Annotated in this window: 22 protein-coding genes; 14 read left to right on the top strand and 8 right to left on the bottom strand. The window is 72.7% G+C overall.

The genetic code is table 11. From position 1 onward, the window contains the following. Positions 1-339 precede the first annotated feature (339 nt). The 3 genes from D7223_RS19460 to groES form a co-directional block, all read right to left on the bottom strand. Complete coding sequence (locus D7223_RS19460; RefSeq protein WP_120729822.1) at positions 340-1,962, bottom strand: molybdopterin-dependent oxidoreductase; 1,623 nt, start codon at positions 1,960-1,962, stop codon at positions 340-342. Between the two features lie 129 nt (positions 1,963-2,091). Continuing rightward, on the bottom strand, positions 2,092-3,738 hold the full coding sequence (groL, locus tag D7223_RS19455; RefSeq protein ID WP_120729821.1) for a chaperonin GroEL: 1,647 nt from the start codon (positions 3,736-3,738) through the stop codon (positions 2,092-2,094). 70 nt (positions 3,739-3,808) lie between these two features. Further along, positions 3,809-4,123, bottom strand: coding sequence for a co-chaperone GroES (gene groES / locus D7223_RS19450; RefSeq protein ID WP_018222648.1), 315 nt, complete (start codon positions 4,121-4,123; stop codon positions 3,809-3,811). A 343-nt stretch (positions 4,124-4,466) separates the two neighbouring features. Here groES and D7223_RS19445 point away from each other — a divergent pair, with 343 nt between their 5' ends. The 10 genes from D7223_RS19445 (at position 4,467) to D7223_RS19395 (ending at position 14,785) form a co-directional block, all read left to right on the top strand. After that, the gene (locus D7223_RS19445) at positions 4,467-5,267 is read left to right on the top strand and encodes a helix-turn-helix domain-containing protein (RefSeq protein WP_120729820.1); all 801 of its coding nucleotides are present in this window, start codon (positions 4,467-4,469) and stop codon (positions 5,265-5,267) included. Beyond that, complete coding sequence (locus tag D7223_RS19440) at positions 5,258-5,449, top strand: DUF397 domain-containing protein (protein WP_120729819.1); 192 nt, start codon at positions 5,258-5,260, stop codon at positions 5,447-5,449. Before D7223_RS19445 ends, D7223_RS19440 begins: the two co-directional genes overlap by 10 nt. Before the next feature lie 96 nt (positions 5,450-5,545). After that, positions 5,546-6,766 (top strand): THUMP-like domain-containing protein, encoded by a 1,221-nt coding sequence (locus D7223_RS19435; protein WP_120729818.1) that lies wholly within the window; start codon positions 5,546-5,548, stop codon positions 6,764-6,766. Positions 6,767-6,776: 10 nt separating this feature from the next. Continuing rightward, the gene (ybaK, locus tag D7223_RS19430) at positions 6,777-7,256 is read left to right on the top strand and encodes a Cys-tRNA(Pro) deacylase (RefSeq protein WP_120729927.1); all 480 of its coding nucleotides are present in this window, start codon (positions 6,777-6,779) and stop codon (positions 7,254-7,256) included. A 480-nt stretch (positions 7,257-7,736) separates the two neighbouring features. Then, on the top strand, positions 7,737-8,837 hold the full coding sequence (locus tag D7223_RS19420) for a sugar ABC transporter substrate-binding protein (protein WP_120729816.1): 1,101 nt from the start codon (positions 7,737-7,739) through the stop codon (positions 8,835-8,837). A 105-nt stretch (positions 8,838-8,942) separates the two neighbouring features. Next, positions 8,943-9,761, top strand: a complete 819-nt coding sequence (locus D7223_RS19415) for an ATP-binding cassette domain-containing protein (RefSeq protein WP_120729815.1) — start codon at positions 8,943-8,945, stop codon at positions 9,759-9,761. Then, the gene (locus D7223_RS19410) at positions 9,758-11,020 is read left to right on the top strand and encodes a sugar ABC transporter permease (protein ID WP_120729814.1); all 1,263 of its coding nucleotides are present in this window, start codon (positions 9,758-9,760) and stop codon (positions 11,018-11,020) included. Before D7223_RS19415 ends, D7223_RS19410 begins: the two co-directional genes overlap by 4 nt. A gap of 25 nt (positions 11,021-11,045) precedes the next feature. Then, positions 11,046-12,227, top strand: coding sequence for an ROK family protein (locus D7223_RS19405; protein WP_120729813.1), 1,182 nt, complete (start codon positions 11,046-11,048; stop codon positions 12,225-12,227). Between the two features lie 136 nt (positions 12,228-12,363). Then, complete coding sequence (locus tag D7223_RS19400; protein WP_120729812.1) at positions 12,364-13,098, top strand: DUF4142 domain-containing protein; 735 nt, start codon at positions 12,364-12,366, stop codon at positions 13,096-13,098. A gap of 7 nt (positions 13,099-13,105) precedes the next feature. Next, positions 13,106-14,785 carry a copper resistance CopC/CopD family protein gene (locus D7223_RS19395; RefSeq protein WP_238162119.1) on the top strand — a complete coding sequence of 560 codons (1,680 nt, stop codon included), beginning with the start codon at positions 13,106-13,108 and terminating at the stop codon, positions 14,783-14,785. Between the two features lie 20 nt (positions 14,786-14,805). Here D7223_RS19395 and D7223_RS19390 read toward each other — a convergent pair whose 3' ends face one another. Beyond that, positions 14,806-16,413 carry a Na+/H+ antiporter gene (locus D7223_RS19390; protein ID WP_238162118.1) on the bottom strand — a complete coding sequence of 536 codons (1,608 nt, stop codon included), beginning with the start codon at positions 16,411-16,413 and terminating at the stop codon, positions 14,806-14,808. Positions 16,414-16,572: 159 nt separating this feature from the next. Here D7223_RS19390 and D7223_RS19385 point away from each other — a divergent pair, with 159 nt between their 5' ends. The 4 genes from D7223_RS19385 to D7223_RS19370 are packed head-to-tail and all read left to right on the top strand — an operon-like array spanning position 16,573 to position 18,644. Further along, positions 16,573-16,944 carry a YbaB/EbfC family nucleoid-associated protein gene (locus tag D7223_RS19385; RefSeq protein WP_158610914.1) on the top strand — a complete coding sequence of 124 codons (372 nt, stop codon included), beginning with the start codon at positions 16,573-16,575 and terminating at the stop codon, positions 16,942-16,944. A 21-nt stretch (positions 16,945-16,965) separates the two neighbouring features. Next, positions 16,966-17,280: a hypothetical protein gene (locus tag D7223_RS19380; protein ID WP_147252679.1), complete on the top strand. Its 315-nt coding sequence runs from the start codon at positions 16,966-16,968 to the stop codon at positions 17,278-17,280. Between the two features lie 3 nt (positions 17,281-17,283). After that, on the top strand, positions 17,284-18,336 hold the full coding sequence (locus tag D7223_RS19375; protein WP_120729809.1) for a toxin glutamine deamidase domain-containing protein: 1,053 nt from the start codon (positions 17,284-17,286) through the stop codon (positions 18,334-18,336). An 11-nt stretch (positions 18,337-18,347) separates the two neighbouring features. Then, positions 18,348-18,644, top strand: coding sequence for a hypothetical protein (locus D7223_RS19370; protein WP_120729808.1), 297 nt, complete (start codon positions 18,348-18,350; stop codon positions 18,642-18,644). 4 nt (positions 18,645-18,648) lie between these two features. On the opposite strand, the gene D7223_RS19365 is transcribed toward D7223_RS19370, so the two are convergent. Genes D7223_RS19365 through tsaB form a run of 4 tightly spaced genes read right to left on the bottom strand, consistent with a single transcriptional unit; the run spans position 18,649 to position 21,101 of the window. Continuing rightward, positions 18,649-18,903, bottom strand: coding sequence for a hypothetical protein (locus D7223_RS19365; protein ID WP_120729924.1), 255 nt, complete (start codon positions 18,901-18,903; stop codon positions 18,649-18,651). 17 nt (positions 18,904-18,920) lie between these two features. After that, the gene (gene tsaD, locus D7223_RS19360; RefSeq protein WP_120729807.1) at positions 18,921-19,967 is read right to left on the bottom strand and encodes a tRNA (adenosine(37)-N6)-threonylcarbamoyltransferase complex transferase subunit TsaD; all 1,047 of its coding nucleotides are present in this window, start codon (positions 19,965-19,967) and stop codon (positions 18,921-18,923) included. Further along, the gene (rimI, locus tag D7223_RS19355; RefSeq protein WP_120729806.1) at positions 19,960-20,427 is read right to left on the bottom strand and encodes a ribosomal protein S18-alanine N-acetyltransferase; all 468 of its coding nucleotides are present in this window, start codon (positions 20,425-20,427) and stop codon (positions 19,960-19,962) included. Before rimI ends, tsaD begins: the two co-directional genes overlap by 8 nt. Further along, on the bottom strand, positions 20,424-21,101 hold the full coding sequence (gene tsaB / locus D7223_RS19350; protein WP_120729923.1) for a tRNA (adenosine(37)-N6)-threonylcarbamoyltransferase complex dimerization subunit type 1 TsaB: 678 nt from the start codon (positions 21,099-21,101) through the stop codon (positions 20,424-20,426). Before tsaB ends, rimI begins: the two co-directional genes overlap by 4 nt. Positions 21,102-21,311 lie beyond the last annotated feature (210 nt).

Genomic DNA, 21,311 nt, shown 5'->3' with positions numbered 1-21,311 from the left:
CGGGGCGCGGCGCCGTCGTCCCACCACTGCCTTCCCACAGCACCGCCGTGCCCGCCACCGCCGTGCCCGCCACCGCCGTGCGCGACCGGGGTCGCCCCAGTCATGCGGGGGTGCCGCCTCACGCCGAGGGATACCAGACGCGATCGCTTCATGTCTCTCTGAAATAAATATGTCTCACAGAAATAAGGCGATCCCACGTCATGCCGTCCGGATCCAGAATCGGCGCACCGCACGGATCGGCGTACCACACCGGTCGGCTCAGGAGCGGCGCGGCGCCGCCCCGGGCCGGATCAGGAGTCGACCGCCCCCGAGCCGGGCCCGAGCCGCCCCGGGAGGCGGTCAGTCGACGGACACGTTGACGGTGTGCCAACCGGTGGCGCCGTCCGGGGCGACCGCGGTACGCCGCGCGGTCTGCGTCTCACCGGTCGAGTCGGTCGCCCGCACCTGGAGGGTGTGGTCACCGGGTGTCGCCTCCCAGCGCCAGGACCACTGCACCCAGGTGTCCACCGACACCGCGGCGGCCAGGGTGGCCTCCTGCCAGGGGCCGTCGTCGACGCGTACCTCCACCCGGCGGATGCCGCGCTGCTGGGCCCACGCCACGCCCGCCACGGTGACCGGGCCGGCGGTCAGGCGGTTGCGGCGGCGGGGGGTGTCGATCCGTGACTGCGTCTTGATCGGTCCCTGGGCGGACCAACCGCGCGGAACCCAGTACGCGTCGAAGTCCGCGAAGCTGGTCAGCTCCAGCTCGGTGACCCACTTGCAGGCGGACACGTAGCCGTAGAGGCCCGGCACCACCATCCGCACCGGGAAACCGTGCTCGACCGGCAGCGGCTCGCCGTTCATGCCCACCGCCAGCAGCGCGTCCCGGCCGTCGCGCAGCACCGCGGTCGGGGTACCGCAGGTCCACCCGTCGACGGACCGCCCGACCACCTGGTCGGCGCCCTCCTCCGGCTCCGCCTCGGCGAGCAGCTCGCGGATCGGCACGCCCAACCAGCGGGCGTTGCCGATCAGGTCACCGCCCACCTCGTTGGACACGCAGGCCAGCGTGATGTGCCGCTCCACCATCGGCCGCGCCAGCAGGTCGTCGAAGCTGAGCGTGATCGGGTTGCGCACCCGGCCGTGGATCCGCAGCTCCCAGGTGGCCGGGTCGACCTGCGGCACCACCAGGGCGGTGTCGATGCGGTAGAAGTCGGAGTTCGGCGTCACGTACGGCGCCAACTGGGAGACCTTCAGGTCGGCCGCCGCCGGCACCGGCGACGCGGCCGACGACGGGGTGGGCAGGGCCACGGCGGTCCGGGCCGCCGAGACGCCCCGCCGGCCGGCCAGCCACCGGCCACCCAGACCCACCGCACCGGCCGCCCCGAGCAGCACCGCGGTCGAGGTGAGGAACCGCCGCCGCGACTCCGGGTCGGTGACCCGCGGTGCCGCGGCGGGCCCGGGAGCGGCGGGCTCGGGAGCGGGCTCGACGGGCGCGGGCTCGGCGGGCGCGGGTGCGGCGGGGGTCGGCGAGGTCCAGGGCCAGGGGTTCAGCTCCAGGGGACCGGCGACGAAGGCCCAGAGCACCAGCGCGCCCAGGCCGGCGCCGACCAGGGCGGGTAGGGCGTCGAAGGCGTCCGCGCCGGCGCGGGTCAGGGCGGCGGCCACGCCGAGCGCGGCGAAGGCGGCGATGCCGGCCAGGCCCACCCACAACCGGCGCAACGCCAGGACACCGAGCAGGGCGGCGAACGCGCCGAGCAGCAGCGCCGTCCCCACCAGCAGGGCGATCTTGTCGTACGTGCCGAAGAGCGCGATGCCGAACTGCTTGAGCGGCTCGGGAACCGTGTCCACGACCAGTCCACCGACGGCGACCAGCGGCGCCGAACGGGGACCGGTCGCCACCGCCACCAGTTCGGCGGAGCCGATCGCCACGGCGGCGGCGGTGAGTCCGGCCAGGGCGGCGTACCGGGGCGTCGTACTGCTCATCGGACCAGTCTTTCCGATCGGCGTGGCGATCGGCCAGCGACGTCAGCGTTCCGTAACCACCACCGCCGGAACGCGGCGGGGCGCACCGTCGGTGAGGACGGTGCGCCCCGGTCGGGCGTACGGCAGGGGTCAGAAACCCGGGCCGTGCTGGTGGCCGTGCCCGTGCGAGTGGCCGTGACCACCCGCGGCGGCCGGCTCGGCCTGCTCCGGCTTCTCCACCACCAGGCTCTCGGTGGTGAGCAGCAGCCCGGCGATCGACGCGGCGTTGGAGACCGCGTTGCGGGTCACCTTCACCGGGTCGAGGATGCCGGCCTTGGCCAGGTCGACGTACTCGTCGGTGGCCGCGTTGAGACCGGTGCCCCACGGGCTCTCGACGACCTTCTGCACCACCACGTAGCCGTCGTGGCCGGCGTTCTGGGCGATCCAGCGCAGCGGCTCGACCAGCGCCTTGCGCACGATCGAGACACCCACCTTCTCGTCACCGGTGAAGCCGAGGTCGTCGTCGAGCACCGGCAGGATCTGGGCCAGGGCGGCACCGCCACCGGGCACCGTGCCCTCCTCGACCGCGGCCTTGGTCGCGGCGATGGCGTCCTCGATGCGGTGCTTGCGCTCCTTCATCTCGACCTCGGTCGCCGCGCCCACCTTGATGACGGCGATGCCGCCGGAGAGCTTGGCCAGCCGCTCGGCGAGCTTCTCCCGGTCCCACTCGGAGTCCGAGGCCTCGATCTCCTTGCGGATCTGGGAGACCCGGTCGGTGACGTCGGCGGACTGGCCGCCCCCGTCGACGACCGTGGTGGTCTCCTTGTCGACCACGACGCGCCGGGCGGTGCCGAGCACCTCCAGGCCGACCTGGTCCAGCTTGTAGCCCAGCTCCGGGGCGACCAGCTCGGCACCGGTCAGGATCGCCATGTCCTGGAGCATCGCCTTGCGGCGGTCGCCGAAGCCGGGCGCCTTGACCGCGCAGACCTTGATGGTCTTGCGCAGCGCGTTGACCACCAGGGTGGACAGCGCCTGACCCTCGACGTCCTCGGCGATGATCAGCAGCGGCTTGCTGTTCTGGAGGACCTTCTCCAGCAGCGGCAGCAGCTCCTCGATCGCCGAGATCTTCTGCGTGGTGATCAGGATGTACGGGTCTTCGAGGACCGCCTCCTGCCCCTCCACGTCGGTGACGAAGTTCGGCGAGATGAAGCCCTTGTCGAACTGGAGACCTTCGGTGACGTCCAGCTCGGTGGTGAGCATCGAGCCCTCCTCGACGGTGATGACACCGTCGCGGCCGACCCGCTCCATCGCCTCGGCGATCAGCTCGCCGATCGTGGCGTCCTGCGCGGAGATCGTCGCCACGTGCGCGATCGACTCCTTGTCGGAGACCTCGACGGCCTTGCCGAGCAGCGCCTCGGAAACCTTGGCCGCGGCGGCGTCGATGCCCCGCTTGATGCCCGCCGGGTTGGTACCGGCGGTCACGTTGCGCAGGCCCTCGCGGACCATCGCCTGGGCGAGCACGGTAGCGGTGGTGGTGCCGTCCCCGGCCACGTCGTTGGTCTTGGTCGCCACCTCCTTGACCAGCTGCGCGCCGAGGTTCTCGTACGGGTTGGTGAGCTCGATCTCCTTGGCGATGGTCACGCCGTCGTTGGTGATCGTGGGCACACCGAACTTCTTGTCCAGGACGACGTTGCGCCCGCGCGGTCCGAGGGTGACCTTGACCGCGTCCGCGAGGGCGTTGACACCGTGCTCGAGCAGGTGCCGGGCGTCGTCCGAAAAGCTCAGGATCTTCGCCATGGATGTCCCTTCGAAGCGACGTTGCCCCGGCCCGGCGAGCCGGACCGGGGCAACGACACTGATCGGTTGGTTACTTCTCGATGACCGCGAGGACGTCGCGGGCGGAGAGCACCAGGTACTCCTCGCCGGCGTACTTGACCTCGGTGCCGCCGTACTTCGAGTAGAGGACGGTGTCGCCGACCTTCACGTCGATCGGCACGCGGTTGCCCTTGTCGTCGATCCGGCCCGGGCCGACAGCGAGGACGGTGCCCTCCTGCGGCTTCTCCTTGGCGGTGTCGGGGATCACGATGCCCGACGCCGTGGTGGTCTCAGCCTCGTTCGCCTGGACCACGATCCGGTCCTCGAGCGGCTTGATCGCAACCTTGGTCGCGGTAGTCACGGGCATACCCTCCTGGGGTACTGGTTTCGTTACCGGCCGACCGGGGCCGGCCGGCGTCAATCTGCCACATGCCACCGGGCGGGGCCGTCGTCGCGGGTGCCGGTCCGCCTGGCGTTCAACCACCGGACACGAGGGCCCGGAAGTTGGCACCCTCAGGGTGAGAGTGCTAATCGCAGGTTATTCCTCGGCTAGCACTCCGTCAAGGAGAGTGCCAGCCGCCAACCCTCCGTGTCGCCACTCGTCCGCCACTTCTCCGCCACTGTTCACCGCGACACGCCGGCATTCACTTCCGGAGCGCGCGAGCACGCCACTACGTTCCGGCATCGACCGGACGACGGAGGGCGAGCGGATGATCGACATACCGACCCTGGGGTTCCTGCGCGACCAGCTGCGCCGGGCCCGGCAGACCCGCGGCCTCAGCCAGGAGGAGCTGGGCCGTCTGATCAACTATTCCTCGTCGGCGGTGAGTGCCGTCGAGCTCGGCCACCACCACCTCAACCCCGACTACCTGGGCCGGGTCGACACGGTGCTGGAGACCGGCGGGCTCTTCGTCAGCCTGCTGGAGCTGATCCGGCTGCACGCGGCACCGGACTGGTTCCGCCCGTGGGAGGAGGTGGAGCGGGAGGCCACCGCCCTGCGCTGGTACGACCCGACGGTGATCCCCGGGCTGCTCCAGACCGAGACGTACGCCCGGGCGATGCTCCGGGCCGGCCCGTTGCTGACCGACGACGAGGTCGACAAGCGGGTGCTGGCCCGGATGGCCCGGCAGGCGGTGCTGACCCGGGACGAGCCGCCGCAGCTAGTCGCCGTGCTGGACGAGCAGGCGCTGCGCCGCCAGGTCGGCGACCGGGCCACCATGCGGGAGCAACTGGAGCACCTGCTGACCATCGGCGGCACGCCGCACGTGCAGGTGCGGATCGTCCCGGCCGAGACACCGTGGCACGTCGGGCTCGCCGGGCCGTTCGTCCTGGCCCGGCTCGCCGACGGCACCGAGGTGGCCCACCTGGACAACCAGCTCCGCGGGCACACCGTGGACGGCCCGAACGACCTTGCCACCCTCGGACGGCGCTGGGAGACTGTGGCCGGTGAGGCGCTGCCGCGCCGGCAGTCCGCCCGCCTGATCGAGGAAGTGGCGAAGACATGGACCTGACCCACGCCGCCTGGCGCAAGTCCACCCGAAGCAACCAAAACGGCGGGGCCTGCGTCGAGGTCGCCGACAACCTGCCCGGCGTGGTCGCCGTCCGGGACAGCAAGGACCCGACCGGACCGGCACTGACCTTCACCCCGGCCGGCTGGCGGGCCTTCGTCGCCGCCGTCCCCGCCGACCGCTGACCCCGCCGCCTCCGCCGACACCCGCGCCCCACCAGCCCGCCGACACTGGCTGACACCGCCGGCCGGTCGGCCGGACCGGGGTCGGACAATGGGCGGGTGGACCTGGAACAACTGGCGGCGCTGCGTACCCCCGAGGGGTCGGCGGTGCTGGACGCGGCGGCGCGGGTGGCCGGCGGCGACCCGCTGACGGCGGCGGCGGCGCTCCGCTCGGCCGGCGTGCCCGCCGGGCTCGGCGCGGCGGCGCTCACCCAGACGGAGCTGCGCCGTCGCGCGGTCGGCAAGTTCGGCCCGGCGGCGGCCGGCATGTTCCTCACCCGGGCCGGCCTGGAGCAGGCCACCCGGGGCGTCGTCGCGGCCCGGCGCGCGGCCCGGCTGCACGCCGCCGGCGTCACCCGACTCGCCGACCTGGGATGCGGCCTCGGCGCGGACGCGCTCGCCGCCGCGCGTGCCGGCATCCGGGTCCACGGGGTGGAGGCCGACCCGCTGACCGCCGCGCTGGCCGCCGCGAACGCCGAGGCGGCCGGGCTGGCCGAGGTGTTCACCGTCGAATGTGGCGACGCCACCGCGTTCGACCTGTCCACGGTCGACGGGGTGTTCTGCGACCCGGCACGGCGCAGGGCGGGATCCGGCCGGCGGATCTTCGACCCGAACTCCTACTCACCGCCGTGGGATTTCGTCACCGCGCTGGCTGAACGGGTGCCGCGCACGGTGGTCAAGGTGGCCCCCGGGTTGGACCACGCGTTGATCCCGGCCGGCGCCGAGGCGGAGTGGGTGAGCGTGGACGGTGACCTGGTCGAGGCCGCACTGTGGTGCGGCCCGCTGGCCGAAGTCCCCCGCCGCGCCACCGTGCTGAAGGAAGGGCCCCTTCTTAACGCCTCCGGTAGAGGAAGGGCCCCCTGTTATCAGCTGACCGGCTCCGGTGACGTCGAGGCCACGGTAGGGCCGGTGCGGCGCTACCTGTACGACCCGGACCCGGCGGTGGTACGCGCACACCTGGTGGCCGAGCTGGCCGACCAGCTGGGCGCGACGATCGCCGACCCGAGCATCGCCTACCTGTACGCGGACACCCCGACCGCGACGCCGTTCGCGCGCTGCCTGGAGATCACCGACGTGCTGGCGTTCTCGCTCAAGCGACTGCGCGCACTGCTGCGCGAGCGCGGGGTCGGCCGGGTGGAGATCCTCAAGCGCGGCTCGGCGCTGGAACCGGAGAAACTGCGCCGCGACCTGAGACTGTCCGGCACCGGCGCGGCGAGCCTGGTGCTGACCCGGGTGGCGGGAGCGCCGACGGTGCTGGTCTGCCGTCCGGTCGACGGTTAGGTTGACGGGCGTGGCGGGACAGGGCACTCCGGCGACGGCGCTGCTGGCGAAACGGAAGGTGGCGTACCGTACCCATCCCTACGCCGTGTCGCCGGACGCGCCGAACTACGGCGCGCTGGTCGCGGCGGCCCTGGGTGCGCCGCCGGAGCGGGTGTTCAAGTCGTTGGTCGCCGAGGTCGACGGGGCGCTCGCGGTGGCGGTCGTGCCGGTGACCGGCGAGCTGGACCTCAAGGCTCTCGCGGCGGCCCTGGGCGGCAAGCGGGCCACGATGGCCGACCGGGTGGTCGCCGAGCGGGCCACCGGCTACGTACGGGGTGGCATCAGTCCGCTCGGCCAGCGCAAGCGCCTTCCGACGGTGGTCGACGAGTCGGCGCTGCGACACGAGACGGTGTACGTCTCGGCCGGCCGCCGCGGCCTTCAACTGGAACTGTCCCCCGGGGACCTGGTGAAGCTCACCGCGGCCGCCACCGCCCCCCTCGCCGCACCCTGACCCGTCCCGGCCCCGGACACATCCCGGCCTCTCCCGGCCGCGGCCCAGGTCCTCCCGCCGCCAAGACCAACACGCGATCAGTGAAGTTGGGGTATCTACGCCGGCCGGACACCCCGACCTCAATGACGTCGAGTTGATCTCGGTGTCGAGGTCCACCAGGTGGACAACGCCACCACCATCCGGAACGGCGCACTCGGGTGACGGCCCATGGAGCGGAGACGCGCGCGAGACCGGAGAAACCCCAACCCCCTGGCGAGCGGAGGCGAGAACGCGGGGTCGCCCAAGATCGACGGGCGCTCCGGAAGAGAGCGCTTCCCGGGCGGTGAAGGGGAGGCGTCGGGCACGTTGCTGAATTGTTACCGCCGCCAACAAACTCATGACCTCGACGCTCTTGTGTGCAACGTGCGCCGGGGAATACGTTGCCGGGCACAACAAAAGAACACCATCCCCCACCCTTCACCCTCTGAAAGGACCCTGCACATGCGCAAGGGCTTCCTCGCCGTCGCCGCCGTGGGCCTGCTGGCCACCGGCAGCATGGCGGCCTGTGGCGACAACTCCGGCGACGGCGACCAGGCCGGCGGCGCTCAGAAGACTCCGAAGATCGGCGTGATCCTTCCGGACAGCAAGTCCTCCGCCCGCTGGGAGGGCGCGGACCGCAAGTTCCTGGAGGAGGCGTTCAAGGCCGCCGGCGTCCAGTACGACATCCAGAACGCCCAGGGCGACAAGTCGCAGTTCTCCACCATCGCCGACCAGATGATCACCAACGGGGCGACCGCCCTGATGATCGTCAACCTGGACTCCGGCACCGGCAAGGCCGTGCTGGAGAAGGCGAAGTCCCAGGGTGTCGCCACGATCGACTACGACCGGCTCACCCTCGGCGGCGGCGCCGAGTACTACGTCAGCTTCGACAACGAGGCCGTCGGCAAGCTCCAGGGCGAGGGCCTGAGCAAGTGCCTGACCGACAAGGGCGCCAAGAACCCGGTCGTGGCCTACCTGAACGGCTCCCCGACCGACAACAACGCCACCCTGTTCAAGAACGGCTACGACTCGGTCCTCAAGCCGAAGTTCGACGCCAACGAGTACGTCAAGGGACCGGACCAGGCCGTTCCGGACTGGGACAACGCGCAGGCCGGCGTCATCTTCGAGCAGATGCTGACCGCGCAGAAGGGCAAGATCGACGGCGTCCTCGCCGCCAACGACGGCCTCGGCAACGCGGCCATCTCGGTGCTCAAGAAGAACAAGCTCAACGGCAAGGTGCCGGTGACCGGTCAGGACGCGACCCCGCAGGGCCTGCAGAACATCCTCGCCGGTGACCAGTGCATGACCGTCTACAAGGCCATCCGCGAGGAGGCCAAGGCCGCCTCCGACCTGGCCATAGCGCTGGCCAAGGGCGAGCGCAAGGACACCGGCCAGACGGTCAAGGACCCGGAGTCGGGCAAGGACGTCGCCTCCGTGCTGCTCACCCCGAAGGCGATCTACAAGGAGAACGTCAAGGACGTCATCGCCGACGGCTTCGTCACCAAGGACGAGGTCTGCACCGGGGCGTACGTCCAGCTCTGCGCCGCCGCCGGCATCAGCTGAACCCCGCCGTGGTACGGCCGCCCGGCACGGGACAACCCCGTGCCGGGCGGCCGGCCGCCGACGGACGGGCCCCGAGACCCTCCCTGAGCGCGTAAGGAGACACCCGTGTCCGCGACCCCCCTGCTGGAGCTGCGCGGGATCGACAAGAGCTTCGGTCCCGTCCAGGTCCTGCGCGACGTCGCCCTCACCGCCTATCCCGGCGAGGTGACCGCACTGGTCGGCGACAACGGCGCCGGCAAGTCCACGCTGGTCAAGTGCATCAGCGGCATCTACCCCACCGACTCCGGGGAGTTCGTCTTCGCTGGCACGCCGGTGAGCATCACCAGCCCGCGGGACGCCGCCGCCCTGGGCATCGAGGTCGTCTACCAGGACCTCGCGCTCTGCGACAACCTCGACATCGTGCAGAACATGTTCCTCGGCCGGGAGAAGCGCAGCGGGCTGGTGCTCGACGAGCCGACCATGGAGCAGATGGCCGCGGAGACCCTCGCCGGGCTCTCCGTGCGGACCGTCAAGTCGCTGCGCCAGCACGTGTCCAGCCTCTCCGGTGGCCAGCGGCAGACCGTCGCCATCGCCAAGGCGGTGCTCTGGAACAGCAAGCTGGTGATCCTCGACGAGCCCACCGCCGCCCTCGGCGTCGCGCAGACCGCGCAGGTGCTCGAACTCGTCCGCCGGTTGGCCGACAACGGTCTCGCGGTGGTGCTCATCTCGCACAACATGAACGACGTCTTCGCCGTCTCCGACCGGATCGCCGCGCTCTACCTCGGCCAGATGGTCGCCCAGGTGAAGACCACCGACATCACCCACGCCCAGGTGGTCGAGCTGATCACCGCCGGCCGGTCCGGCGCGCTCGGCCTCGGTGCGGGCAAGGGGCAGACCGACAACGGCGGCGAGCCCGCCGCGAGCACCCCGGGAGCCGTCCGATGACCACCACCACCACCGTCCGTAAGGACGGGCCGGCCGGGGTGACCCCGGCGCCCACCGTGGGCAGTCACGTCCGCAACTACCTGGGCCGGGTACGCGGCGGCGACCTCGGTTCCCTGCCGGCCGTCACCGGCCTGGTCGTCCTGTGCGTCGTCTTCGCGATCGTCCGGCCGGTCTTCTTCTCGGCGGCGAACTTCGCCAACCTGTTCACCCAGGGCGCGGCGGTCACCGCCATCGCGATGGGCCTGATCTTCGTCCTGCTGCTCGGCGAGATCGACCTCTCCGCCGGCTTCGCCAGCGGCGTCTGCGCGGCGATCCTGGCCAACGTGGCGACCGTGCTCGGCTACCCCTGGTACGTCGCGGTGGCCGCCGCGCTGGCCACCGGCATGGTCATCGGCCTCACCCTCGGCGTGCTGGTCGCCAAGGTCGGCATCCCGTCCTTCGTGGTCACCCTGGCCGGCTTCCTCGCCTTCCAGGGCGTGGTGCTGCTCCTGATGGAGGAGGGCACCAACATCTCGATCCGCGACGAGACGATCATCGCGATCGAGAACCGGTGGGTCTCGCCGCTGCTCGGCTGGGTGCTGTTCGCGGTCGCCGTCGGCGGGTACGCCGCCGTGCAGTTGCTGCGCCACCGCAACCGGACGTCCCGGGGCCTGGTCACCGACCCGATCCTGGTGGTCTTCGGCCGGATCGCCGCGCTGGCGGTCATCCTGGGCATCGCGGTGTACGTGCTCAACCAGGAGCGCAGCATCAACCCGCTGATCAGCTCCAACAAGGGCATGCCGATCGTGGTCCCGATCCTCGCCGTGCTGCTGGTCCTGTGGACCTTCGTGCTCAGCCGCACCGCGTACGGACGCCACCTGTACGCCGTCGGCGGCAACCGCGAGGCGGCCCGCCGGGCCGGCATCAACGTGGACAAGATCCGCATCTCCGCGTTCGTCATCTGCTCCGCGATGGCGGCGGTCGGCGGCATCATCGCGGCCAGCCGGGACAGGTCGGTGGACCCCAACACCGGTGGCAGTAACGTGCTGCTCTACGCGGTCGGCGCGGCGGTCATCGGCGGCACCAGCCTCTTCGGCGGCAAGGGCCGGGTCATCGACGCCGTCCTCGGCGGCGCGGTGGTTGCGGTGATCATCAACGGAATGGGACTGATGGGGTACAGCTCGGGCGTCAAGTACGTGCTGACCGGCCTGGTGCTGCTGCTCGCCGCCGGTGTGGACGCGCTGTCCCGACGGCGCTCCGCGTCAACCGGTACCCGCTGACCCCGCTTCACGGAAGTAACCACCCATGCGCGCAGGACCCAGCCAGGACGAGATCCGTCGGCAGAACCTGGGTGCCCTGCTGCGCCACGTGCACGTGCACGGGGCCACCTCACGGGCGGAACTCACCACCACGCTGGGGTTGAACCGGAGCACCATCGGCGCACTCACCACCGACCTCGCCGCGGCCGGACTGGTGAGCGAGGGGGCGCCGAAGGAGACCGGCCGGGCCGGACGACCGTCACTGGTCGTCCGGCCCGAGTCGGCCCGGGTGCACGCGTACGCGTACAGCATCGAGGTGGACCGGCTGCGGGTCGCCCGGGTAGGCCTGGGCGGTGTGGTACTCGACCGCCGGGAGCTGGACCGCCCGCCGGGGCTCACCGCGGCCGAGGCCGCGCCGCTGCTGGCCGGTGCGATCAAGGAGATGCGGCAGGCGGTGCCGGCGGACGCGATCTGCGTCGGTGCCGGCGTCGCCGTGTGCGGCATGGTCCGCCGCGACGACGGGCTGGTCCGGCTCGGCCCCACCACCGGCTGGGTGGACGAGCCGATCGGCGCGGCGCTCGTTGCGGAGCTGGGCCTGGACGTGCCGGTGATGGTCGGGAACGTCGCCGACGTCGCCGCGTTCGCCGAGCACGCCCGGGGCGCGGCGGCCGGCTGCGACAACGTCATCTACCTGTACGGCGACGTCGGCGTCGGTGCCGGCATCATCGCCGGCGGGCGGCGGCTGACCGGGCACGGCGGCTACAGCGGCGAGGTCGGGCACATGGTCGTGGTGCCCGACGGCAACCGCTGCGCGTGCGGCTCCCGGGGGTGCTGGGAGACCGAGATCGGCGAGTACGGGCTGCTCAGCGCCGCCGGTCGCGCCGAGGCACGCGGCCGGGAAGCCCTGCTGGCCGTCTTCGACGCCGCCGACCGGGGCGACGCGCGGGCCCAGACGGCGGTACGCAAGGCCGGCGACCTGCTCGGCTTCGGCGTGGCGAACCTGGTCAACATCTTCAACCCGGAGATGGTCATCTTCGGCGGCACCATGCGTGACCTCTACCTCGCGGCGGCGGCCCAGGTACGCAGTCGACTCAACTCGATCGCGCTGCCCGCCTGCCTGGAACACGTCCGGCTGCGGACCCCCACGCTCGGCGACGACGCGCCCCTGCTCGGCGCGGCCGAACTGGCCTTCGAGCGGCTGCTCGCCGACCCGCTCGACGTCGGCTGACCCCGTCGGCGGTTTCCGCGCCGCCGAAGTGAACTGATCCGGCACTCAATCCGTACCTCTGGACGGACGGGCGGCCGGTGGGTGCGGCGGCCCGGGCCACCCGTGTTCGGTCCGGCCCCGAGGAGGCACCGCAGACATGGCACCGCTCAGATCCCCCCGTCGCCGGCAGGGACACCGGACCCGCGTCGCGGTGCTGCTCGTCACGATCGCCGCCGGGCTGGGGCTGCTGCCCGGCGTGGCCGTCGCCGCCCCGGTCGGCCAGCAGCTCAACGCGGCCGACGCGGCGCTGCTCGCCGGCGTACGGCTGGCCGGGCTGTGGGAGATGCCGGCCGGGCAGATGGCCGCCGAGAAGGGCCAGAACCCCACCGTGCGGGAGATCGGCGCGGAGATCGCCAAGCAGCACGAGGAGTTGGACCGGATCACCGTGGACGCGGCCAACAAGCTCGGCGCGGCGATCCCGACCGATCCGACGCCCGAGCAGCAGGGCTGGTTGAAGGAGATGAAGGACGCCACCGGCGCCCGCTTCGACCAGATCTTCGTGACCCGGCTGCGGGTCGCCCACGGCAAGATCTTCCCGGTCATCGGCGCGGTTCGGGCCAGCACCCGCAACCCGGTCATCCGCGACCTCGCCGAGGCGGCCAACACGTTCGTCAACGACCACATGACCATGTTGGAGAGCACCGGCCTGGTGCGCTGGGCGGAACTGCCGCCGGCCGCGCTGCCGGCGCCGGGGCAGGACGGTCTGCTGGCCGCCGCCTCGGCCAACACCGGCCCGCGGATGAGTGTCAGCAGCACCCTGGTCTGGCTGGTCTTCCTCGCCGCGATCGGCACCGGGGGCGTCGCCACCTGGCGGATGCTCCGTCGAACCTGAGCACTCCGTGTCGACGGTGACCGCACCGGCGAGACCGCGACCGCCGCACGGACGTACCCGTGCGGCGGTTCTGCTCGCGCTGGTCCTGGCGGCGCTCTGCGGCACCCTGGCCCCGGCGAGCCCGGCGTCCGCGCACGCCGTGGTGGTCGCCACCACCCCGCAGCGCGACGCGGTGCTGGGGTACGCGCCGCGGGAGGTGCTGGTCACCTTCAGCGAACCCGTGTCGCCGGTGCCGGGCCGGGTCCAGGTGCTCGCGCCCGACGGCAAGCGGATCGACACCGGCGGCCCCCGCGTCCGGGGGACGACGATGCGGATCGCGCTGCGGGTACCCGGCCGGCCGCTCGGCACCTACCTGGTGAGCTACCGGGTGATCTCGGCCGACGGCCACCCGGTCGCCGGCAGCTTCACGTACTCCGCCGGGGCGCCGTCGGCCACCCCGCCGCGACCCGCCGACGCCGACGGGTCGCCGGGCGGGCCGCTGGTGCCGGCGGCCCGCTACCTCGGCTACCTGGGACTGGTCGCGGCGGTCGGTCCGCCCCTGCTGGCGGTCGCGCTCTGGCCCCGCCGGCGCTCCCGCTCCGGCGCGCTCGTCCTGGCCCGGGTGGGGCTCGGCCTGGTCGCCGTCGCCACCGCCGCGACCTGGGTGGGACAGGCGGCGCAGGCGGTCGGCGCGCCGGTCCGGCGGCTGTCCCCGGAGGACCTGGCCGCGGTGGGTACCGGCGGCACGGCTGCGGTGTTGGTGGTACGGCTGGCGCTGGTGGGCGTCGCCGCGATCCTGCTGCCGGCCGTGGTACGCGGTACCGCGGGCGGTCGACGCACCGCCCTGCTGGCCCTGGTGGGGCTGGCCGGGTTCGCCACCTGGCCGCTCGCCGGGCACCCGGTCGCCTCGCCGCTGCCGGCGGTGAGCATCGTCCTGGCCACCATCCACGTCGCGGCGGTGGCGGTCTGGCTGGGCGGGCTGCTCACCCTCACCGTGTTCCTCCTGCGCCGGACCCACGAGCGGGTACTGGCCCGGGTGCTGCCCGTCTGGTCGCGGTGGGCCACCGTCGCGGTGGGCTGGCTGCTCATCGCCGGGCTGGGCCAGGCGGCGATCGAACTCGGCCGGCCGGCCGCGCTGCTGGACAGCGCGTACGGGCGGCTGCTGGGTGCGAAGGCGGCACTGCTGGCCGTGGTCCTGGTGGTCGCCGCCGGCCAGCGGCGCCTGATCCGGCTGCGGGTGGCCGCCGGCCGTACCCGATGGGTGGTCCGCGCGGCCGGCGCGGAACTCGCGGCGACCGCGGTGGTGCTGGCCCTCACCGCGGTGCTGGTGCAGACCCCGCCGGGACGCACCGCCGGTACGGAGGCCGCCCGGGCCACCCGGGAGGGCGTCGCCCGCTCGCTCAGCACCGACCTGCTGACCGTGCAGTTCGACGTCTACCCGGCCCGGGCCGGTGAGCTGAACAGCCTGCACGCCTACGTCTACACCCCGGAGGCCGTACCGCAGCCGGTCGTCGAATGGACCGTCACCGCGGCCCTGCCCGGCGCCGGCATCGAGCCGATCACCGTCGACGTCGACGCACCGGAGCCGCACCACGGCAGCGCGGCGCTGCGCCTTCCCGTACCCGGCGACTGGACGCTGCGCATCACCGCGCGGATCTCCGACATCGACCAGTCCACGGTGACGGCGACCGTGCCGGTGCGCCCCTGACCGGTCGGCCGCGCCTCCGGCTACTCGCCGGTCGCCGGACCGAGCAGGCGGATCTCCTCGATGTCCAGGGCGGCCTGCACCTCGCGCAGGACGATGTCGTCGATCTCGTTGGCGTCCCGCAGCCGGGTCAGCTCGCGGCGCTTGTGGTCGAGTAGGGCCAGCCGCAGCCGCCGGTCCCGCTCGACGGCCTCCTCGGCGTCCTGGTCGGTGTCCGCCGACAGGGTGCGGTCGAGGTGGTCGGCGTAGTCGCCGCGCAACCGATCCACCGCGTCGGGCTCCACCCCCAGCCGGTCAGCGATTCCGGGCAACGCCGCCAGGCCGGCCTCGCCGGCCCGCCTGCGCGCCAGCCGCACCTCGTCACCGCGCCGCTGGTCACCGACCAGACCGGCCCACCGGACGACCAACGGCAACGTGGTGCCCTGCACCAGCATGACCAGCACGATGACCAGCACCGTCACGAAGACGATCAGGTCGTGCTCGAAGACCGGGTCGCCGCCGGAGGTCACCCTCGGCACCGCGAGGGCCGCCGCGAGGGACACCGCACCCCGGAAGCCGGCCCACCCGGCCGCCGTGGCCACCCGCGGCCGAAGTTCGGGGTCGTGCCGGGCCGACGGCCGGAGGGCCCGGGCCGCGAAGGTGCTCGCGTGGATCCAGACCAGCCGCACCGCCACCACCACCACGGCGATCACCACCGCGATCATCACCGCCCGGGCGGTCGTCACGCTGCTGACTCCGCGCAGGGCGCGCGGAACCTGCATGCCGAGGAGCACGAACAGGCTGCCGTTGAGCAGGAACGTGGACAGGTCCCAGAAGGCGTACGCCACCACCCGGGAGCGGGCCCGGATGACCCGGGGACCGGCGTAGGCGAGCACCAGTCCCGCGACCACCACCGCGAGGACCCCGCTGGCGTGGACCACCTCGGCGAGCAGGAAGGCGGCGAACGGGGTCAGCACGCTCAACGCGCCCTCCCGCATAGGATCGTCCAGGCGTCGCCGGACCTGGATCACCAACCAGCCGACCAGCAGACCGGCGGCGACACCACCGACCGAGGCGCCGACGAGCCGCTCGGCCAACGCCAGCGGCGTCGGTTCGGTACCGGTGACGATCAGGTCCACCGCGACGGCGAACAGCACCAGCGCGGTACCGTCGTTGATCAGGCTCTCCCCGCGCAGGGTGGTCAGGATGCGGCGGGGCATCCGCTTGGCCAGGCCGGCGACGGCGGCGGCGTCGGTCGGTGCGAGCACCGCGCCGAGCACCCAGGCCACCGCCGGGTCGACGCCGAGCCGCATGCCGACCACGGCGACCACGACCATGGTGGCGCCCACCAGGCCCACCGCCAGCAGGGCGATCACCAGAATGTTGGCCCGGATCTCCCGCAGGCTGGTGGTCAGGCTCTCCCGGTAGAGGATGGGCGGCAGGAACAACAGCAGCACGACCTCGGGGTCGAGCACGACGTGCGACAGCGGCGGGAGCAGCGCCAGCAGCGCGCCCATCGTGATCAGCAGGACCGGAGGCGCCACCCGGTACCGCCCACCGATCGTGGTGCCGACGATCACGGTGAGGCTCAGCACCACGATCAGGACCAGAGCTTCCACCGTCACGTCCCCGTCGCCCCGCCGACCGGCCACCCGGGCCTCTCCCCATGGTGTTACGAACCGCGGCGGAACACCCCGCAAACGCCGAACTGACGGCCGTCGGACGGGACATCCGAGGGAGCGTCGCACCGCTAGGCTGCGGCGGGACGTGAATCGTCTACGCTCCACAGTCGATCAGGGATCGAGGTTCAGGTGACCGACCAGTACGCCGGGCCGGACGGCCTTCTCGGCCGCTTCTCCGCCACCCGGGCCTCCGCCACGGCGGCGGACGGCCTGGTGCACCTGACCGTCGACGGCACCGGGGATCTCGTCGACCTCGACCTCGACCCGCGCTCCCTGCGGCTGCCGGCGGCCGACCTGGCGGCGGCCATCCGCGAGGCCTTCACCACCGCCCGCGGCGAGGTGCAGGCGGCCCTCCAGGAGCAGCTCACCGCCGCCCCGGTGACCCTCCCGGAAGGGCTGGGCCCCCTGCTGCGCGAGGTCTCCTCGAACGCACAGCGGAGGTTGGACGACCTGACCGCCACCGCGCAGCAGATCGCCGACCGGCTCGGCCGGACACACTGACGGGAGAGCACGATGAAGCCGATGCACACCGAGCCCGCGGTCCTGGCCGGCTCCGCCCAGGCGATCGCCGGGGCGGCGGTGGAGCTGGAGGACGGCCTCCGAGCCCTCGATGCCACCGTCACGTCCGGGAACCCGTGGGGCGCCGACGAGCCGGGCAGCCTGTTCGGCGCGGCCTACACCGAGGTCCTGTCGCACGCCCTCCAGACGTACGACTCCCACGTGCAGCAGCTGCTCGGCGCGGCGGAGGGGCTGGCCGACTGGGCCGGGCAGGTGGTCGAGGCCGACCAACGGTCGGAGGAACTGTTCCGGTCGTTGCACGGCCGACTGGGCGGCTGAGCGGTGGGCCTGGAGCTTCCTCCCGAGCTGACCGAACCGCTCGGCTGGGTCGGCCTGGAGTGGCCGGAGGCCGACGAGGAACTGCTCTTCGCCGCCGGCCAGCAGTGGTTGGCGTTCGGCACCCGGTTACAGAACGCCGCCGGGCGCGCCGACGCCGCCGCCGACGCGGTACGCCAGCACAACTCCGGCACCACGGCCGACGCCTTCGGACGCTGGTGGGACGCCGACGACGGCCCCCGGCGGCGGCTGCTGGAGGACGCGATCGCCGCCCAGCTCATCGGCAGCGTCCTCATCGTCTTCGCGGCCATGACGCTCGCCCTGAAGATCGCGTTCATCGTTCAGTTGATCATCCTGCTGGTGCAGGTGACCATGGCGATCGCCGCCGCGGTGGCCACCTTCGGGGCGTCCACGGCCACCGTGCCGGCCTTCGTCGCCGCCACCCGGCTCGCCTGCCGGCAACTGGTCAAACAGATCGTCAAGCAGGTGCAGACCCTGCTCAGGCAGATCCTCGACCGGGCGAAGAAGCTGCTCAAGATGGTGCGTACGGTCGGGGCGAAGCGGGCCGCGCGCAAGGTGGAGAAGCGCATCGCCGACGACCTCGCCCGGGTGAACCCGAAGTTCGACACCAGCACCCCGCACTACTCGGCCAACTGCACGCACTGCGTGCAGGCGTACGAGTTGCGCCGGCGGGGCGTCGACGTCGAGGCGACCGCCCTGCCCGACCGGTTCCACCTCTTCCGTGGACGCCCGCTCGCGGACGTGGAGAACACCTGGGGACGGAGCCTCGTCGACGGCACCCGGGACGACATCGAGAAGGCGTTCGACGGCTTCGGGCCCGGCTCCCGAGGTGTCGTGTACATCGAGTGGAACAACGGTCAGGGTGCCCACGTGTTCAACGTCGAGAACGTCGCCGGCAAGGTCCGCTTCGTTGACGGCCAGAACGCCGGCCGCGAGGTCTCCGACTACTTCGACCAGGGCGGGAACACCTCCTTCGTGCGCCTCGACGACATCCCCACGCCCAACGGCCTGACCGAGTTCGTCCAACCGCCCGGATAGGATTCCGCCCCATGGCTGTCACCTACGAGCAGGCCCGTGAGGTCGTCCGACGGGCGACCGAGCCGGACTGGCCCTTCGGCACCTACTGTCTGGACGACCGGCAGATCACGGAGAACGACACCGTCTTCGTCTTCCGTGTCGGCGCGCGGGAGCACATCGTCGACGGGAACAAGTCCTACGCCATGGTGGGATCGGTGCCGGTGGTCCACAAGGCCGACGGCCGCCTGGAGTGGGTGCCGTCCTTCCAGGTCGGCACCGACCGCTCGTTCCGAAACCGACCGAATCCCGCGCCCACGCTGCAGGTCTGAGTCGTCAGCGGTCGACCTGGGTGAAGTCCCAGGAGTGCGGTGGCCGGGCGAGCAGCATCGGCGGCGGGTCGGGCAGCGGGCGAGGGTTGCTGCGCCACTTGGAGATGACCACGACCCGGTGGTCGGTGGAGGAGAACACCTCACTGGACACGTGCAGCGGGTCGTGGTCGAAGTCCGGCAGGGCGGTGTCGCAGACCCAGGTGACCAGGTCCGCCACCCCGTACGACTCCGCCCGCGCCTCCCACATCCGTACGATCACGTCGGCCGTCCCCTCCCTCACACGCTGACCGTGGTCAGCGGCATCGCCGAGTCGGCGGGCAGGTCGAGCCGGCTGGCCGCGACGCCCGAGGCGACGAGATGCGAACCGAGCGCCGCGACCATCGCGCCGTTGTCCGTGCACAGCTGCGGCCGGGGCACCCGGACCCGGATCCCCCGCTCCGCCGCCCGCCGCTCGGCCATCACCCGCAGCCGGGAGTTGGCGGCCACTCCCCCGCCGATCACCAGGGTGTCCACGCCGTTGCTCCGGCAGGCGTCCAGCGCCTTGCCGACCAGCACGTCGCACACCGCCTCCTGGAAGGACGCCGCGACGTCGGCGACCGGCACCGGCTCGCCGGCCCGCTGCCGCGCCTCGACCCAGCGGGCCACCGCGGTCTTCAGCCCGGAGAAGGAGAAGTCGAAGCGGTGGGCGGCCAGGTCCTTGGCGGCGGTGAGCCCGCGCGGGAAGGCGATGGCGGCCGGGTCCCCGGCCCGGGCCTCCCGGTCGACGTACGGGCCGCCGGGGAACGGCAGGCCGAGCAGCCGGGCGACCTTGTCGAAGGCCTCACCGGCGGCGTCGTCGATGGTGGCGCCGAGCGGGGTGACCCCCCGGGCGAGATCGTCGACCAGGAGCAGCGAGGAGTGCCCGCCGGAGACCAGCAGGGCGACCGCCGGTTCCGGCAGCGGACCGTGTTCCAGGGTGTCCACGGCGACGTGCGCGGCCAGGTGGTTGACGCCGTAGACCGGCTTCTCGGCGGCCAGCGCGTACCCCTTGGCGGCGGCCACCCCGACGAGCAGGGCCCCGGCCAGGCCGGGACCGGCGGTGACCGCGATGGCGTCGATGTCGGCCAGGGTGACGCCGGCCTCGCGCAGCGCCCGGTCCATGGTCGGCACGATGGCCTCCAGGTGGGCGCGGCTGGCCACCTCGGGCACCACCCCGCCGAAGCGGGCGTGCTGCTCGACGCTGGAGGCGAGGGCGTCGGCGAGCAGGGTGTGCCCGCGGACGATGCCGACGCCGGTCTCGTCGCAGGACGTCTCGATGCCGAGGACCAGGGGTTCGTCAGCCATTGTCCACCGCCTCCTCGGGTCGCTGCATCACCAGCGCGTCGGTGTTGCTGGGTTGGTAGTAGCCGCGTCGGACGCCGATGACGTCGAAGCCGTAGGAGGCATAGAGCTTCTGGGCCGGGCCGTTGTTCGCCGCGACCTCCAACAGGGTGCTGCGGGCACCGAGCCGGGCCGCCTCGGCGAGCAACGCCTCCAGCAGCAGTCGACCGACGCCGCGCCGTTGGGTGTCCCGCCGGACGGCGACGACCTGCACCCACGCCTCGTCGGGCGGGGCGGCGGTGAGACCGGCGTAGCCGAGCACGGCGCCGTCGTCGTCCACCGCGACCAGGTAGTGGTGGCCGTTGGCCAACTCGTTCCAGAACATCGCCGGGGACCACTGCTCCGCAACGAACAGGTCCGCCTCGATCGGCTGCACCTCATCGACGTGCCACCAGCGGAACCGTTCCAGCCGTACGGCGCTCACGGCAGGACCGGCTTGCGCGCCGTCGCCGCGACGGCATCCGGCCGGCGCAGGTAGAGCGGGGTGAGCGCCTCGCCGGGCGCGCCGGCCCGAATCCGCTCGGCCGCGAGCGCCGCCAGCACGCCGGCCTCCGGGTAGCGTGGCTCGTCGCGCACCGGCAGGCCCAGCGTCTCCGCGTACCGGTGCGCGCCGTCGCCGACGGCCACGGTGACCGCCAGGTCGCGGGCCCGCTGCGCGGCGACCGCCGGGGCGGAGACCTCCGGCCCGGCGATCCGCTGGCCCGCGCCGTCGTAGACCGCCCAGTAGATCTCCCGGCGCCGCGCGTCGCTCGCGGCCAGGACCGGTTCGCCGGCGGCCGCCGGGTGGCCGATCCCGTCCAGCGAGCAGACACCGTACGTGGGGACGCCGAGCACCTGCCCCATCGTGGCGGCGGTGACCAGCCCCACCCGCAGCCCGGTGAACGGTCCCGGGCCGAGGCCGGCGACGATCGCGCCCAGGTCCGCCGGCCGGGCGTCGCAGTCGGCGAGGACCACGTCCACCTGCGGTGCGAGCAGTTCGCCGTGCGCCCGGGCGTCGACCGTGCGGCGGTGTGCCCGGAGCACGACCCCGCCCGCCGACACCTCCGCGAGGGCGGCCGTCACCGCGGGGGTCGAGCTGTCCACCACCAGTACGAGCACGGTGAACCAGCCTAGCCGCACCGGCGTTCCCGTCGTCCTCAGCCCGGACACGTCCTCCCCGGCACCCGCCCGGCCAGTCAGTGCCCGGCCCGCCACTGCGCGGGCCACCACTGCGCGGGCCACCACTGCGCGGGCCGCCAATGCGCGCGCCGCTACCGCTCGTAGCCGATCCGGGAGGCATGACTCACGACGGAGATATTTCTGCCTGAC

The organism is Micromonospora endolithica (genome assembly GCF_003626595.1).
GTDB classification, from domain to species: Bacteria; Actinomycetota; Actinomycetes; order Mycobacteriales; family Micromonosporaceae; genus Micromonospora; species Micromonospora endolithica.
This window is presented reverse-complemented; position numbering and strand designations above follow the sequence as displayed.